General features: G+C 68.6%; 11 protein-coding genes. 6 read left to right on the top strand and 5 right to left on the bottom strand.

Annotation, left to right across the window (positions count from 1 at the left end):
- The first annotated feature begins 82 nt into the window (after nt 1-82).
- The 4 genes from ACFYRH_RS25255 to ACFYRH_RS25240 all read left to right on the top strand — a co-directional run bounded on the left by ACFYRH_RS25255 (nt 83) and on the right by ACFYRH_RS25240 (nt 6,151).
- A complete protein-coding gene (locus ACFYRH_RS25255) occupies nt 83-2,872 on the top strand; it encodes a family 78 glycoside hydrolase catalytic domain (RefSeq protein ID WP_387779987.1) in 2,790 nt (929 codons plus the stop codon).
- Nucleotides 2,873-2,925: 53 nt separating this feature from the next.
- On the top strand, nt 2,926-4,251 hold the full coding sequence (locus ACFYRH_RS25250; RefSeq protein WP_387779984.1) for an ABC transporter substrate-binding protein: 1,326 nt from the start codon (nt 2,926-2,928) through the stop codon (nt 4,249-4,251).
- Between the two features lie 6 nt (nt 4,252-4,257).
- The gene (locus ACFYRH_RS25245) at nt 4,258-5,184 is read left to right on the top strand and encodes a carbohydrate ABC transporter permease (protein ID WP_387779981.1); all 927 of its coding nucleotides are present in this window, start codon (nt 4,258-4,260) and stop codon (nt 5,182-5,184) included.
- 118 nt (nt 5,185-5,302) lie between these two features.
- Nucleotides 5,303-6,151 (top strand): carbohydrate ABC transporter permease, encoded by an 849-nt coding sequence (locus tag ACFYRH_RS25240; protein WP_387779978.1) that lies wholly within the window; start codon nt 5,303-5,305, stop codon nt 6,149-6,151.
- Between the two features lie 532 nt (nt 6,152-6,683).
- Here the strand turns inward: ACFYRH_RS25240 and ACFYRH_RS25235 are convergent.
- A complete protein-coding gene (locus tag ACFYRH_RS25235) occupies nt 6,684-7,307 on the bottom strand; it encodes a methyltransferase domain-containing protein (protein ID WP_387779975.1) in 624 nt (207 codons plus the stop codon).
- Nucleotides 7,304-8,437 (bottom strand): aminotransferase class V-fold PLP-dependent enzyme, encoded by a 1,134-nt coding sequence (locus tag ACFYRH_RS25230; RefSeq protein WP_387779972.1) that lies wholly within the window; start codon nt 8,435-8,437, stop codon nt 7,304-7,306. The genes ACFYRH_RS25235 and ACFYRH_RS25230 overlap by 4 nt, the downstream gene beginning before the upstream one ends.
- 26 nt (nt 8,438-8,463) lie before the next feature.
- Here ACFYRH_RS25230 and ACFYRH_RS25225 point away from each other — a divergent pair, with 26 nt between their 5' ends.
- Both ACFYRH_RS25225 and ACFYRH_RS25220 read left to right on the top strand, forming a co-directional pair.
- Nucleotides 8,464-9,216, top strand: coding sequence for a glycerophosphodiester phosphodiesterase (locus tag ACFYRH_RS25225; protein WP_387779969.1), 753 nt, complete (start codon nt 8,464-8,466; stop codon nt 9,214-9,216).
- 87 nt (nt 9,217-9,303) lie between these two features.
- The gene (locus ACFYRH_RS25220) at nt 9,304-10,677 is read left to right on the top strand and encodes an MFS transporter (protein WP_387779966.1); all 1,374 of its coding nucleotides are present in this window, start codon (nt 9,304-9,306) and stop codon (nt 10,675-10,677) included.
- Here the strand turns inward: ACFYRH_RS25220 and ACFYRH_RS25215 are convergent.
- The 3 genes from ACFYRH_RS25215 to ACFYRH_RS25205 are packed head-to-tail and all read right to left on the bottom strand — an operon-like array spanning nt 10,674 to nt 14,351.
- Nucleotides 10,674-12,095: a chondroitinase-B domain-containing protein gene (locus tag ACFYRH_RS25215; RefSeq protein ID WP_387779963.1), complete on the bottom strand. Its 1,422-nt coding sequence runs from the start codon at nt 12,093-12,095 to the stop codon at nt 10,674-10,676. The two genes, ACFYRH_RS25220 and ACFYRH_RS25215, sit on opposite strands and share 4 nt — an antisense overlap.
- Before the next feature lie 10 nt (nt 12,096-12,105).
- Nucleotides 12,106-12,954, bottom strand: a complete 849-nt coding sequence (locus tag ACFYRH_RS25210) for a helix-turn-helix domain-containing protein (protein WP_387779960.1) — start codon at nt 12,952-12,954, stop codon at nt 12,106-12,108.
- Nucleotides 12,951-14,351, bottom strand: coding sequence for a polysaccharide lyase 6 family protein (locus tag ACFYRH_RS25205; protein ID WP_387779957.1), 1,401 nt, complete (start codon nt 14,349-14,351; stop codon nt 12,951-12,953). Before ACFYRH_RS25205 ends, ACFYRH_RS25210 begins: the two co-directional genes overlap by 4 nt.
- Nucleotide 14,352 lies beyond the last annotated feature (1 nt).

The raw sequence follows: 14,352 nt of genomic DNA, 5'->3' as shown, positions 1-14,352 counted from the left end.
GAAACGCCCCGCCGACCACAACCACCCAGACCACGGCGTTTCGTCGGAACACCCAATGAATCGTTTCACTGGTTGGAGTCTCATGACGCATCTCGCCGCACCCACCTCTCTCCGCTTCGAGCATCTGCTCGCTTCCCCCGAGTCCGGGGTCCTGGGGATCGGCACCGCGAGCCCCAGAATCTCCTGGCAGGTCCCGGCCGCGGACGCCGGCTACGCGCAGACGGCGTACGAGGTCGAGATCACCACCGGCAGCACCCAGGTCTTCGCCGTCCAGTCCCCCGACCAGCTCCTGGTGCCATGGCCGGCTGAGCCGCTGGCTTCCCGGGAGGTGGCGCAGGTCCGGGTCCGCGTCCGCGGCAACGACGACTGGAGCGCGTGGAGCGAGCCGGTGAGCGTAGAGGCCGGCCTGCTCGCCGTGGAGGACTGGAGCGCCAAGTTCGTCAGTCCGCGGGACAACCCGCACGGCTCCCCCGCTCCGCTGGTCGCCGGTGTCGCCGAGCTCCCGGACGGGATTGTCAAGGCTCGCCTGTACGCGACGGCGCACGGCATCTACCTGCCCGAACTCAACGGGCAGCGGGTCGGCACCGAGGAGCTCGCGCCCGGCTGGACGGCGTACCAGTATCGGCTGCGCTACCAGATCTACGACGTCACCGAGCTTGTTCACTCTGGTGAGAACACGCTCGAGTTCCTCCTCGGCAACGCCTGGTTCCGCGGCCGCATCGGCTTCCGCGACCAGAAGGAGCTGTACGGCGACCGGCTCGCGGTCCTCGCCCAGCTCGAGGTCACCACCGAGGACGGGCAGCTGCACACCTTCGGCAGCGACGGCAACTGGACCTCCCGGGAGAGCAACGTCCTGGCCGACGACCTGTACGACGGCCAGACCACCGACCTCCGCAGGCAACCCGGCGAGGCCACGCCGGTCGACGTCCTCGACGCCGACCTCGGCCTGCTCGTCGCGCCCGACGGACCGCCGGTCCGCATCACCGACGTGCTGCCCGCGCTCGAGATCACCACGTCGCCGTCGGGCAAGACGCTCATCGACTTCGGCCAGAACCTCGTCGGCCGCGTCCGGCTCACGGTCCGCGGGCACGCCGAGGGCGACGAGATCGTCCTGCGGCACGCCGAGGTCCTCGAGCACGGCGAACTCGGCGTCCGCCCACTGCGGACCGCGAAGGCCACCGATACCTACTACCTGGCCGGCCCCGACGAGGTCGTCCTCGAGTCCCCGCTGACCTTCCACGGCTTCCGGTACGCCGAGGTGACCGGCGTGAGCGACCTTCGCAAGGAGGACCTGCAGGCAGTCGTCATCGGCAGCGACCTGCAGCGCACCGGCTGGTTCGAGTCGTCGAACGAGCTGCTGAACCGGTTCCACGAGAACGTGGTCTGGGGTATGCGCGGCAACTTCGTCGACGTACCGACCGACTGCCCGCAGCGTGACGAGCGGCTCGGCTGGACCGGGGACATCCAGGTGTTCTCCCCCAGCGCGAACTTCCTCTTCGACGCCGCCGGGTTCCTGACGAACTGGCTGGCCGACCTCGCGGCGGAGCAGCAGAAGGACGGGTCGGTACCGTTCGTCGTACCGGATGTACTCCGCAACGAGTCGCCGGCGACCGCGGCATGGGGTGACGCGGCAACGATCGTGCCGTGGGTGGTCTACCAGCGCACCGGTGACGCCGGGCTGCTCGCCCGTCAACTGCCGAGCATGCGTGCCTGGGTGGACAAGATGGCCGACCTGGCCGGCGCGGACCTCCTGTGGTCGGGCGGTTTCCAGTTCGGCGACTGGCTCGACCCGACCGCGCCACCGGACAACGCAGCCGCCGCCAAGGCCGACCCGGACGTGGTGGCCACCGCTCACCTCGCCCGGTCCGCCGAGGTGTTCGCCAAGGCCGCGGCGGTCGTCGGTCAGACCGACCTGGCCAACGAGTACGCCGACCTCGCCGCGCGCGTCCGGCAGGCGTTCGCGGCCGAGTACGCGACCGAGGGCGGTCGGGTGCTGAGCGACGCACCGACGACGTACGCGCTCGCGCTGCAGTGGGCCTTGCTGCCGACCGAGGCGCAGCGCCGGCGGGCCGGCGAACGGCTGGCCGACCTGGTCCGCTCGGCGAGTTTCCGGATCAGTACCGGATTCGTCGGAACGCCGCTGATGACCGACGCGCTGGCCGATACCGGACATCCTGACCTGGCCTACCGGCTCCTGCTACAGACAGGCTGCCCCTCTTGGCTGTACTCAGTGACGATGGGAGCGACGACGGTCTGGGAGCGCTACGACAGCATGATGCCGGACGGCACCATCAACCCCGGTGAGATGACGTCGTTCAACCACTACGCCCTCGGCGCGGTCGCCGACTGGATGCACCGCCGCGTCGCCGGTCTCGCGGCGGCCGAACCGGCGTACCGAACGATCGACGTCCGTCCGCTCGTCACCGATCACCTGACCAGTGCGTCCGCGAAGCACCTCACGCCGTACGGCGAGGCCGCGGTGGCGTGGACCCGCTCCGACGGACAGGTCACGCTGACGGTCACCGTCCCGGTCGGGTCCCGCGCGAAGGTCGACGTACCGGGTCAGGACGGCACCGTCGAGGTCGGGCACGGGACCCACGAGTGGACCGTCGCCGACCCGTACGGCACGCCGGCCGAACTGCCGGCCGACGCCAGCATCCGGGCGCTGATCGACCATGAACCGACCTGGAACGCGCTCGCGGAGGCGGCCACCGAAGCCGGCCTCGTCACCGACGACGCCGACCTCGCCGCCCGCCTCAAGCGCTACCTCGACCAGCCGGCCGCCGGCGTCGTCGAGGCGCTTCGCCCACGCGCGGCCACCTCCGGCACCGAGGCGCTGAAGGCGGCGCTCGGCGCGCTCCTCAACCACTAGCCAACCCACCCGACCACCGCCCCGCTGCTTCGACACATCCCTTGGAGGTCAAGATGAGGTTCCGCCCAGGAGCGAGCGGGCTGGCACTGCTCGCCGCCGGTTCGCTCGTACTCACCGCGTGCAGCGCGGGCAGTCTCGGATCCAGCAGTGACTCCGGCGGCGGCTCGGTCGAGATCACGTATCTGATCGGCAACCAGGATCAGGACGTGAAGGACGCCGAGCAGCTCGTCAAGGACTTCACCGCGAAGAACCCGGGCATCACGATCAAGACCGAGACCCGGCCGGCCGGCACCGAAGGCGACAACATCGTCAAGACCCGGTTGTCCACCGGGGACATGCCGGACGTGTTCAACTACAACACCGGGTCGCTGTTCCAGGCGATCGCGCCGCAGAAGAACCTGGTGTCGCTGAACGACCAGCCGTACATCGGGAACCTGGACGACAACTTCAAGAAGACCGTGACCGCCGACGGCCAGGTGTACGGCGCGCCGCTCGGCGGCTTCATGGGCGGCGGCGTGCTCTACAGCATCCCCGTCTACACCAAGCTCGGGCTGAAGATCCCGAAGACCTGGGCCGAGTTCATGGCCAACAACGCCAAGATCAAGGCGGCCGGCGGCGTCGCGCCGGTGATCCAGACCTACGGCGAGACCTGGACCTCGCAGCTGTTCGTCCTCGGCGACTTCCACAACGTCTCCGCGGTCGAGCCCGACTTCGCCGACAAGTACACCAAGAACCAGGCGAAGTACGCGACCTCGCCGGCCGCGCTGAAGGGGTTCGAGCACACCGAGGCGGTGCACGACGCCGGCTACGAGAACAAGGACTTCGCCTCGGCCAAGCTGCCGGACGGGCTGAAGATGCTTGCCACCGGCAAGGGTGCGCACTACCCGAACCTGTCCGGCGTGGTGGCCAACATGGTCGCGACCTACCCGGACGCGGCCAAGAACGTCGGACTGTTCGCGTTGCCTGGTGACGACGCGAGCAAGAACGGCCTGACGCTGTGGACGCCGGGCGGTCTGTACATCCCGAAGACCACCACCGGCGACAAACTGGACGCGGCGAAGAAGTTCCTCGCGTTCGTCGCCAGCCCCGAAGGCTGCGCCTCGCAGACCAAGGCGGGCGCACCGACCGGCCCGTACGCCGTCAAGGGGTGCGCGCTCGGGGACGACGTACCGCAGGCGATCAAGGACATGCAGCCGTACCTCGACAAGCCGGGTGCGTCCAGCCTGGCGCTGGAGTTCCTGTCCCCGGTGAAGGGCCCGTCGCTGGAGCAGATCACCGTCGAGGTGGGCTCGGGTATCCGGAAGGCGAAGGACGGTGCGGCCAGGTACGACGAGGACGTGAAGAAGCAGGCACAGCAGCTCGGCCTGGCGGGCTGGTGAGGCCGCATGACCGCGACCTCGGTGTCACCACGTGAGCGCAGCAAGACCACCCCGGCCGCGTCGTCGGCCGGGAGCAAGGTCTACCGCCCGTACTCGAACTGGTTCTACCTGCCGACCGCCGTCATCTACGGGGTGCTGTTCCTGGTCCCGACGTTCGCCTCGCTGTACTTCAGCCTGACCCGCTGGAGCCTGTTCGAGTCCCGCTTCATCGGGCTGGACAACTTCAAGCTGTTCTTCCAGGAGCCCGCCCTGGTCAAGGGCTTCACCAACACGCTGATCTACGCGGTCGTCACGTCCGGGTCCAAGGTGGTGCTGGGACTGCTGCTCGCGGTCCTGCTCACCTCCCAGATCGTTGCCCGGGGCTACCTCCGCTCGGTGGTGTTCTTCCCGGTGCTGGTCTCCACGATCGGCGTCGGCCTGACCTTCACCGTCCTGATGAACCCCGACCAGGGGCTGATCAACAAGTCGCTCGCGCTGGTCGGGATCAGCGGCCCGGGCTGGCTGACCGACCCGAAGTGGGCGCTGCTGTCGGTGGCCGCGGTCGACGTCTGGAAGGGCGTCGGCCTGGCCACGCTGATCTACATCGCCGGCATCGTGTCGATCCCCCGCGAGTACATCGAGGCGGCCCGCGTCGACGGGGCCGGGTCGTGGCAGCAGTTCCGGCGGATCGTCCTGCCGCTGTCCCGGCCCGCGACGGTGACCGTCATCATCTTGTCGCTGATCGGCGGACTGCGATCCTTCGACCTGATCTGGGCGATGACCCGCGGTGGGCCAGGGTTCACCTCCGATGTCATCGCGTCGGTGATCTACAAGCAGTACCAGGCCGGCTTCTACGGCCTGTCGACCGCGGGCAACGTGGTGCTGTTCATCGTGGTGACGGCGATCATCCTGCCGCTGTCCTGGTTCCTGAACCGCAAGGAGGTCGACCTGTGAGTGCAGTGCACATGCCGCGACTCCGTCGCGGCGAGTCATGGGGCCGTACCTCCCGGTCTGCCCTCGTCGCTCCAGCCGCTCCGCTCCCTGCGCTCCTCAGCCCAGACCGGGAGGCACCATGACCGCGGAACTCGTCAACCACCGTCCCGGGCGCAGGTTGGCCCTGAGCGCGGTCGCGATCCTGGTCTCGATCGTGGTGTTCGTCATCCCGTTCGCGTTCATCGTGCTGACCGCGGTGAAGGACCGCACGCAGTCCGCGGACCTGAGCTTCTCCTGGCCGCACCAGTTCCGCTTCGTGCAGAACTTCATCGAGGTGGTCGAGGCCCGCGACTACATGCTGGTGATCGCGTTCATCAACAGCACGCTGCTGACCGTGGCCAGCGTCACCGGCATGGTCGTGCTGGCCGCGATGGCGGGGTTCGTGCTGCAACGCCGGAAGAGCCGGTGGAACGGGTTCATCAACTTCCTGGTCCTCGCGGGCCTGATCATCCCGCCGGCCGTCGTACCGACGATCTGGGTGCTGCAGAAGTTCGGTCTGTTCCGGACCATGCCCGGGTTGATCCTGATCGAGATCGCGTACGGGCTGTCGTTCTGCATCCTGCTGTTCCGGGCCTTCGTCGCGACGATCCCGCGGGAACTCGACGAGGCGGCGATCATCGACGGCGCGGGTCCACTGAAGTTGTTCTTCCGGGTCGTGTTCCCGCTGCTCAGATCCGTGATCGTCACCGTGGTCGTGGTCCAGTCGGTGAACGTCTTCAACGACTTCGTGAACCCGCTCTATTTCCTCCCCGGCGACAAGAACGCCACGGTCCAGCTCACCCTCTACAACTTCTCCAGCCAGTACTCCACGCAGTACAACCTGCTCTTCATGGACATCCTGCTGATCACGATCCCGCCCTTGATCATGTTCCTGTTCTTCAACCGCCAGATCGTCGCCGGCATGACCTCAGGCGCCATCAAGGGCTGACCAGCGGTGACTGGACACAGCAACAGGTGACCGGACACAGGAACAGGTGACCGGACACAGGTAATACCAGGTCCCCACCCACGAGTTCCTGTCTCCATTCACCACACCCGCCCCAGTCCGCCGCCCGCACGCGGCGCCGTACCGCGAGGCGCGAATGGCCGCAGCGGACGCCGATAGCAGCAGGCGGCGACCGCGGTGGTGGGGCTGGAGGTGGCGTCCGCGGTGGTGGGGCTGCAGGTGGCTACCGAGGTGGTGGGGCCGCAGGTGGCGACCCAGTAGGTGGCGACCGCGGTGGGTGGAGACCGGAACTGGTGGCTGGGGACAGGCAATAGCAGGTCTCAGCCCACCAGATCCTGTCTCCACCTGCTCCTGTCTCCCTCGGCTCCTGTGCCTATCCGGCAGTCTCCCTGCTGTCCGCACCCAGCGTCCCCCCCCCCGAGCTGGCCCCACCCGGCTGGCCCGGACCAGGTGCGGACTCGGTCCTGGCGGGGCTTGTGTTCAGCCTGGCGGGGCCTGGCTGGGGGTGCTGGGGTTACTTGGGTTTTTGGAGGAGGTGGGCGGCTTGGGCGGGGTCTTTTTCAGCGGGGAGGGCGGTTCGGGTGAGGGTGGCTACCTCGGTGAAGCCGGCGGTTTTGAGGAGGTCGGCGATCTCGGCGGGGTCCTGCATGTAGACCTCGAGGTCCAGGTCGTGACCGTAGGCCTGAGCCAGGTGGCGGCTGCCGTTACCTGCCTTGAACCCGTGGAGCAGGTGACCGCCCGGGCGCAGCACGCGGTAGAGCTCGGCGAACACCGCCGGGAGGTCCTCGCGTGGGGTGTGCACCAGCGAGTACCACGCGAGCGCCCCGGCCAGTTCTCCGTCCTTGATGTCCAGGTCGAACAGTGACCCGACCTCGAACCGCAGCGACGGGTACTCCCGGCGGGCCACCTCGATCATCCCCGGCGTCAGATCGACCCCGAACACGTCCAGCCCCTGTGAAGCCAGGTACGTCGTGATGCGCCCCGTCCCGCAGCCGAGGTCACCCACCGGACCGGGCTCGACGACGGCCACGAAGTAGTCCAGCGCGGACTTCTCGAACGGATCGCCCTGGTGGTAGTCCTTCAGGATCGCGTGGTAGTCGACGGCTGCGGTGTTGTAAGACCCCTGGATATCGTTCACCCGAGGACTCTAGGCAACCGCTCCGACAGTTTCTGGTAGTCGTCGAGCGAGTTGTACGCGTGCGCCGACAACCGGATGAACTTGCGCTCCTCGAACCCGGTGAAGGTGATCTCGGCGTTCAGCTCCCGCGAGATCCGCATCTTCAGCGCGTCACCGCCGGACAGGTCGACCGAGGACGGCAGCTCGACCAGCCGCATCGTCGCCGGCGGGTGCGCCACCTCGGCGATACCGGTCCCGAGCGCCTTCGCCAGGATCCGCGCGCCTTCCTCGACCAGCGACGTGAGCTGCGGTCGCCGGGTCGGCCAGTCCAGCTCGGCCAGCACCCGCAGCGACTCCGGCGCGGCGATCCACGGCACGTAGTCGTACGTGCCCTGCATGTCGAAGCGCTCCGGCATCCGCTCGTCGTACTCGGACCAGGACACGATCAGCGGCATCGACGCCGACCGCCAGCGCTCGGCGACCACCAGGCCCGCGGTCGCCCGCGGCGCGGCGGGCCACTTGTGGAAGTTGCCGGTCCAGAAGTCGGCGCCCGCCGCGGCCGGTGCGTCGATCAGCGCCGGCGCGTGCGCACCGTCGACCACCACGGGTACGCCGCGTTCGTGGGCGGCCGCGACCAGACCCTCGATCGGGAACACCTTCGCGGTCCCGGAGGTGATCTGGTCGACGATCAGGACCGAGGCGTTGTCCAGCTGGTCAGCGATCAACGCGACCACGGTGTCGTCGTCGGCCTCCAGCGGGATATGCACGTTCACCACCTCGGCGCCGCGCTCCCGGGCGTACCGCTCGGCGGCGTACCGCACCGCGCCGTACGCGTGGTCGGTGAGGACGATCCGGCTGCCGGCCGGGATCGGCAGGGTGGCGAGGGCGACCGTCACGCCGGCGCTGGCGTTCGGGACCAGGGCGAATCCGGCGGGGTCGACCTGCAGGTACGCCGCCAGCTCCCGCCGGCTCGCGGTGAGCCGGTCGGCGACGGTGCGGAACCAGACCATCGGGTTCGCGTCCATCTCCACCCGCAGGCCGGCCATCACCTCCTGCGTCCGGCGCGGCACGGCGCCGTACGAACCGTGGTTGAGGTGGAGGACGCCGCTGTCGAGGGTCCACAGGTCGGGGCGGGGGCTGAGTACCGTCACCACCCAAACGGTACATACTTCATGGCGTGTACCCCTACCTCACCCACGAAGGCCCGATCGCGATGGCGCATCGGGGCGGGGCCAAACACCCCGATATCGTCGGGTACGAGAACTCGCTGCGCGCCTTCCAGCACGCCGTCGACCTGGGGTACCGGTACGTCGAGACCGACCTGCACGCGACCAGCGACGGAGTCGTGGTCGCCTTCCACGACGACCGGCTGGAGCGGGTCACGGACCGGTCCGGGGTGATCGCCGAGCTGCCCTGGGCGGAGGTCTCGCAGGCGAGGATCAACGGGCAGGAGCCGATCCCCCGGCTGGACGAGCTGCTCGAGCAGTTCCCGGACATCCGCTTCAACCTGGACATCAAGGCCGAGGGCGGCCTGGAGCCCGCGGCGAAAGTCCTGCAGGCCGCGGACGCGCTCGACCGGGTCTGCGTCTCCTCGTTCTCCCAGTCCCGGGTACGCCGGATCCGCAAACTGCTCGGCCCGCGGCTGTGCACCGGGTACGGCGACCGTGAGACCGCGCTGCTCCGGTTCCTGCCGTTCGCGCTCCCGTCGAAGGGTGCTTGCCTGCAGATCCCCGAGCAGTACGGACCGTTCCGGGTGCTGACCCCCGGCCTGATCAAGCGCGCCCACTCCCGCAGCAAGCAGGTGCACGTGTGGACGGTCGACGACCCGGACACCATCCGCCAGATGCTCGATGCCGGCGTCGACGGCATCATCACGGACCGCACCGACATCCTGCGGGACGTTCTGATCGAGCGCGGGCAATGGCACTGATCGGGCCCTGATCGGGCACTGATCGGGGACTGAAGTGTTATCCGGCGGTACGCCGCGTCGTACTCAGGACCTGACACACTTCCGCGCATGGGACTTCTCTCCGCCCCGGACGGTGTGGACAAGCGTGAGTACTGGGGATTCAGCCTCTTCGACTGGGCGAACTCCGGATACGTCACCACGGTCGGGACGGTGCTGTTCGCGCCGTACCTGACTTCGGTCGCCGAGACCGCCGCCTGTGGCTACTCCGGCACCACCGACCACCCGTGCAACACCGACCTGCACGTCCTCGGGCTGGGGATCTCACCCGGCTCGCTGGCGTTCTACGTAGTGACGGTCGCGACGCTGGTGTCGGCGCTGTTCCTTCCCGTCGTCGGTGCGATCGCCGACCGGATGGCCCGCAAGAAGCTGCTGATGTGCGGGTTCGCCTGGGTCGGCTCGCTGGCCGCCTGCTCCATGGTGTTCGTCGGTGGCGGCCGCTGGGCACTCGGTGCGCTGCTGTTGTTCATCGGCAACCTGTGTCTCGGCTCCGCGCTGGTCGTCTACGACTCGATCCTGATCGACATCGCTCCTCCGGACCAACGCGACGCGGTCTCGTCGCGAGCCTGGGCGTTCGGGTACGCCGGTGGCTTCATCCTGCTCGCGATCAACCTGGGGGTGGTGACCGCCCACGACGCGCTCGGGATGAGCCAGGGCACCGCCGTCCGGCTCAGCCTGCTCAGCGCCGGGGTGTGGTGGGGCTTGTTCACGATCATCCCGTTCGTCCGGCTGCGGAACCGGCCGCCGGTCAGCGTCGAGCCGGTCCGTAGTACCGGACTGGTCCGGCAGAGCTTCGGGCAGCTCTCGGCGACCCTGAAGCACATCCGCACGTACCCGATGACGCTGCTGTTCCTCGTCGCGTACCTGTTCTTCAACGACGGCATCCAGACCGTGATCTCGGTGTCGTCGACGTACGGCGAGAAGCAGCTCGGCTTCCAGACCCAGGTGCTGATCGCGACCATCCTGATGGTCCAGTTCGTGGCGTTCTTCGGCGCGATCGTGTTCGGCCGGGTCGCCCAGCGGTACGGCGCCCATCGGACCATCACCGGCGGCCTGGTGATCTGGATGCTGATCGTGATCGCCGGCTTCCTGCTGCCCGCCCACCAGATCGCGCCGTTCCTGGCGATGGGTGTCGCGATCGGGATCGTGCTCGGCGGCACCCAGGCGCTGTCCCGGTCGGCGTTCAGCCAGCTGATCCCGAAGGGCCGCGAGGCCGAGTACTTCTCGCTCTACCAGGCCGGCGAACGCGGTACGTCGTGGCTCGGCACGCTGGTGTTCGGTCTGGTCCACCAGATCACCGGCTCGTACCGTCCCGCGATCGTCGCCCTCGGCATCTTCTTCGTGATCGGCCTCGCCCTCCTGACCCGCGTCGACATGCGCCGCGGTATCAGGGAGGCGGGCAACACTCAGCCGAGCGTCGTCTAGGCCGTGCCCGGGCCGACCTCGGTCGCGCTCAGCGGGTGCCGGACCGGCGCCGCGGTCGAGTACTCGTCAGCGCCGACGTCGTACGGCGCCGTCCGGGCCTGACCGTCGACGTCGTCGGTGACCTGGCTCGTGTGGTTCAGGGCCGCCGCGTTGATGGCGGCACTGCCCGCGCCGAGGCGGTAGACGCCATCGGTACCGGCCGTGAGTTCGGGGTCGGCGCGGGTGAAGCCGGACGACGGGATGTTGCCGTCGGTCGCGCCACCCCAGGTGACGTTGCCCGACCAGCTGATGCCGTCGAGGTACGGCATGTCGACGAGCTGACCGGAGTCGCCGACCAGCAGGTTGTCGGCGATCACGCAACCCAGCGGCGGGACGGTCCGCTGGCTCTCACCGGCTACTGCCTGGCCGTTGTTCCGGAGCGTGTTCAGCACGATCGTGACCCGGTCCGGGGCGTCGTTGCCCCGCCGCGAGTCCGACGGCTCGCCCTCGTAGTGGTCCCGCTCGGTGCCACTGCCGAGTACGACGCCCGCGCCGGCGACCCCGCCGACGTAGTTGTTCACGATCAGGTGGTCGTTGCCGTAGATCCGGATCCCGTTGCTGCCGGACAGCAGGTAGTTGCTCTCGACCCGGTTCGCGTTGCCGTGCCGGAGCACGATGCCGCCGAGCGACGAGCGCACGGTGTTGTACCGGATGGTGTTGCCGGACGACTTCACCGAGATCGCCTCGGGGTCGCCGTTGCAGCGCTCGAACAGGTTGTACTCCACGGTCGCGTCGGCGGTGCTGAGCGCACGGCTGCTGACTCCCAGGCGAATCGGTTCGCCGCCGTTCGAGCCGCCGTACGTGTGGTCGCGGAAGTAGTTCCGCAGGATGTACGTGCGCTGCGCCATCGCCTCCGAGCCCGGTCCGTCGATCACCAGGTAGACGCCCAGGGTGGATTTGTCGTGGAAGACGTTGCGGTCGACCTTGGCGTCGTCGCCGCGGACGACGACCCAGTGTTCGGCCGCCGACGCGAGCTGGAAGTCGTTGCGGGTGAGGCGGATCCGGGGGCAGTCCGCCGGGATCTCCAGCGTCGTACTCTGCCGGAACGCGAACCCGCTGATCGTGACGTCGGACGATCCCGAGAACACGAAGCTCTGCTCACCGGTCAGCGTCACCCCGCCGCGGCTGGCGGCGACGATCGTGATCGGTGCGGTGCTGCTGCCGTGCCGGTTGCCGATCGTGATCGGCGAGCCCGACGGTACGGCGTACGAGCCGTTGGCCAAAGTGATCGTGGTGCCGGCGGTGGCGCCGTTGATGGCCTGCTGAAGCTCCGCGAGCGAGCTCACGGTCGCCTGCGAAGCCGCCAGCGCCGGCCGGGCGCCGACCCACGTGAGCGCGACGGCCGCGCCGGTACCGGTCAGGAAGGTACGACGGTCCATGATGAGTCTCCTAGCTGTCGGGGCGGTACAACTTTCGGTACTCACTGGGTGTCACTGAACTCACCTGGCGGAAGACCTTGGAGAAGTACGACTGGTCCATGCCGACCGCGGCCGCGATCTCCTCCATCGGCCGGGCGGTCGTCGACAGTTCGCGCTGGGCCCATTCGATCTTGGCCCGCTTGATGTACTGCTTCGGCGACAGCCCGAACTCGGTGCGGAAGTGCCGCATGAAGCCCGCGAGGTCGTAGCCGAACTCGGCGGCGAGTTCCTCCACGCTCGGGAGCGTGGCGAGGTTCTGCTGGATGTACTGGACGATCCCGGACTCGCTCGTCTGCTGCGGTGACAACCGCACCGAGCCCGGTGGCGCGCTGTCCAGGTAGTGCGCGAACAGCGCGGTCAGCGCTGACCGCAACCGCAGCGGCGTCGCGAGCCCGGGCGGGTCGCGATCGGCCGCGCCGACCTGCTCGAACAGCGCGGCTGCCTCCTCCGGCGCCTTGCTCGGGACGATGTACGGCAGCGTCAACAGCTCGCCGATGTCCCGGTCGCCGATCAACGCGTTGAAGTGCAGCCAGTGCTTGCGGAACACGTTGTCGCTGATCGTCTGGTACGACACCGGCACGTCAGCAGGCAGGTAGACGAGTTCTCCCGGCTTCGGGAACAGCTCCGTCTCCCCCACCACGAGCCGGCCCTCACCCTCGAGGATCAGGTAGAGCCGCGAGAACTGATCGGGCATCAACGGTCGCGACCACTCCCGGTGCACCTTGGTGATCCGGGCGGCGACCACCAGATCGAGCCGGAGCCGGTCCAGGTACGTCCGGATCGTCTCCTGGTCGGCCTCGACGCGCTGCGCGGTCCTCATCGCGCGTGCGGCCCGACGTCGGTCGCGGTCAACGGGCGGAGCTTCACCCGCGCCGGCGAGTACTCGTCGGCCCCGACATCGGCCCGCCCCATCCGGTGGTGCCCGTCGAGATCGAGGTCCACCTCCGGGTACACCTGCGTCGCCGCGTTGATCGCCGGGCTCCCCGAGCTCAGCCGCCGTACGCCGTCCGCGCCGGCCGCGAGCCGCGGGTCGACGCGGGTGAACGCGGCGACCGGAGCGTTGCCGTCGAGAGACTGCCCCCAATGGATGTTGCCCGACCAGGTGATGCCGTCCTGGAACGGCATGTTCACCAACTGCCCGCTGTCCGCCATCAGGAGATTGTCCGTCACCGCGCACTCCAGCGGCGGGAGGGTCCGGTGACTCTCTCCGATGATCGCGGACTCGCAGTCGAGCACGGTGTTGAGCGCGATCCGGACCCGGTCGGGTGCGTCGTTGCCGGTGCGCGACTTGGACGGCTCACCGGGGTAGTGATCGCGGACGCTGCCGCTGCCCAGGACGACGCCGGCGCCGTTGATCCGCTCGAGGTAGTTGTTCACGATCAGGTGGTCGTTGCCGTAGATCCGGATGCCATTCTCGCCGGACAGCAGATAGTTGCCCTCGACCCGGGTCACGTTGCCGTGCCGGAGCACGATGCCGCCGAGGCTGTCGCGGATCGTGTTGCGCCGGATGATGTTGCCCGACGACTTCACCGAGATCGCCTCGGGGTCGCCGCTGCACCGCTCGAACAGGTTGAAGTCCACCACCGCACCCGCCGTCGACAGCGCCCGCGGACTGACACCGAGCCGGATCGGCTCCCCGCCGTTGTCGCCCGGGAACGTGTGGTCGCGGAAGTAGTTCCGGGTGATGTGCACCCCGCGCGCCATCTGGTCGGTTCCGGCGCCCTCGATCCCGAGGTAGATCCCGAGCTTCGACTTGTCGTGCCACTCGTTGTGGTCGAGCGTCGTGTCGTCGGCCCGCACCATCACCCAGTGCAGTCCGTCGAGATCGGCCAGCTGGAAGTCGTTGCGCGTCAGCCGGATCCGCCGGCAGTCCGGCGGTACGTCGAACGTCGTACGCTGCCGGAACGCGAAGCCGCTGAGGGTGATGTCGGACGACCCGCTCAGCACGAAACTCTGCTCACCCGTGAGCACGACGCCACCGACCGACTCGGCCCGGATCAGAATCGGTCCGCGCTTCCCGGCGACCGCGATCGGAGCCGGTACGTCGTACGTGCCGTTGGCAACTGTGATGACGGTGTCCGGCGTGGCCCGCTCGATCGCGGCGCGCAGCTCGTCCAGCGAGCGGACCAGCGTGCCGGCCGAAGCTCGGGTCGGAAGCGTGACGGTCAGGCCGAGGCCGGCGATGCCGGTGGCCGCGAGGAAAGTACGACGATCCATG

Origin of the sequence: Kribbella sp. NPDC004875 (assembly GCF_042873375.1) — a bacterium.
GTDB lineage: Bacteria > Actinomycetota > Actinomycetes > Propionibacteriales > Kribbellaceae > Kribbella.
This window is presented reverse-complemented; position numbering and strand designations above follow the sequence as displayed.

Bases quoted from the DNA above. Each gene is read 5' to 3' on its own strand.
- ACFYRH_RS25255 (WP_387779987.1), top strand. From the start codon at position 83: ATGACGCATCTCGCCGCACCCACCTCTCTCCGCTTCGAGCATCTGCTC.
- ACFYRH_RS25250 (WP_387779984.1), top strand. From the start codon at position 2,926: ATGAGGTTCCGCCCAGGAGCGAGCGGGCTGGCACTGCTCGCCGCCGGT.
- ACFYRH_RS25245 (WP_387779981.1), top strand. From the start codon at position 4,258: ATGACCGCGACCTCGGTGTCACCACGTGAGCGCAGCAAGACCACCCCG.
- ACFYRH_RS25240 (WP_387779978.1), top strand. From the start codon at position 5,303: ATGACCGCGGAACTCGTCAACCACCGTCCCGGGCGCAGGTTGGCCCTG.
- ACFYRH_RS25220 (WP_387779966.1), top strand. From the start codon at position 9,304: ATGGGACTTCTCTCCGCCCCGGACGGTGTGGACAAGCGTGAGTACTGG.
- ACFYRH_RS25215 (WP_387779963.1), bottom strand. From the start codon at position 12,095: ATGGACCGTCGTACCTTCCTGACCGGTACCGGCGCGGCCGTCGCGCTC.
- ACFYRH_RS25210 (WP_387779960.1), bottom strand. From the start codon at position 12,954: ATGAGGACCGCGCAGCGCGTCGAGGCCGACCAGGAGACGATCCGGACG.
- ACFYRH_RS25205 (WP_387779957.1), bottom strand. From the start codon at position 14,351: ATGGATCGTCGTACTTTCCTCGCGGCCACCGGCATCGCCGGCCTCGGC.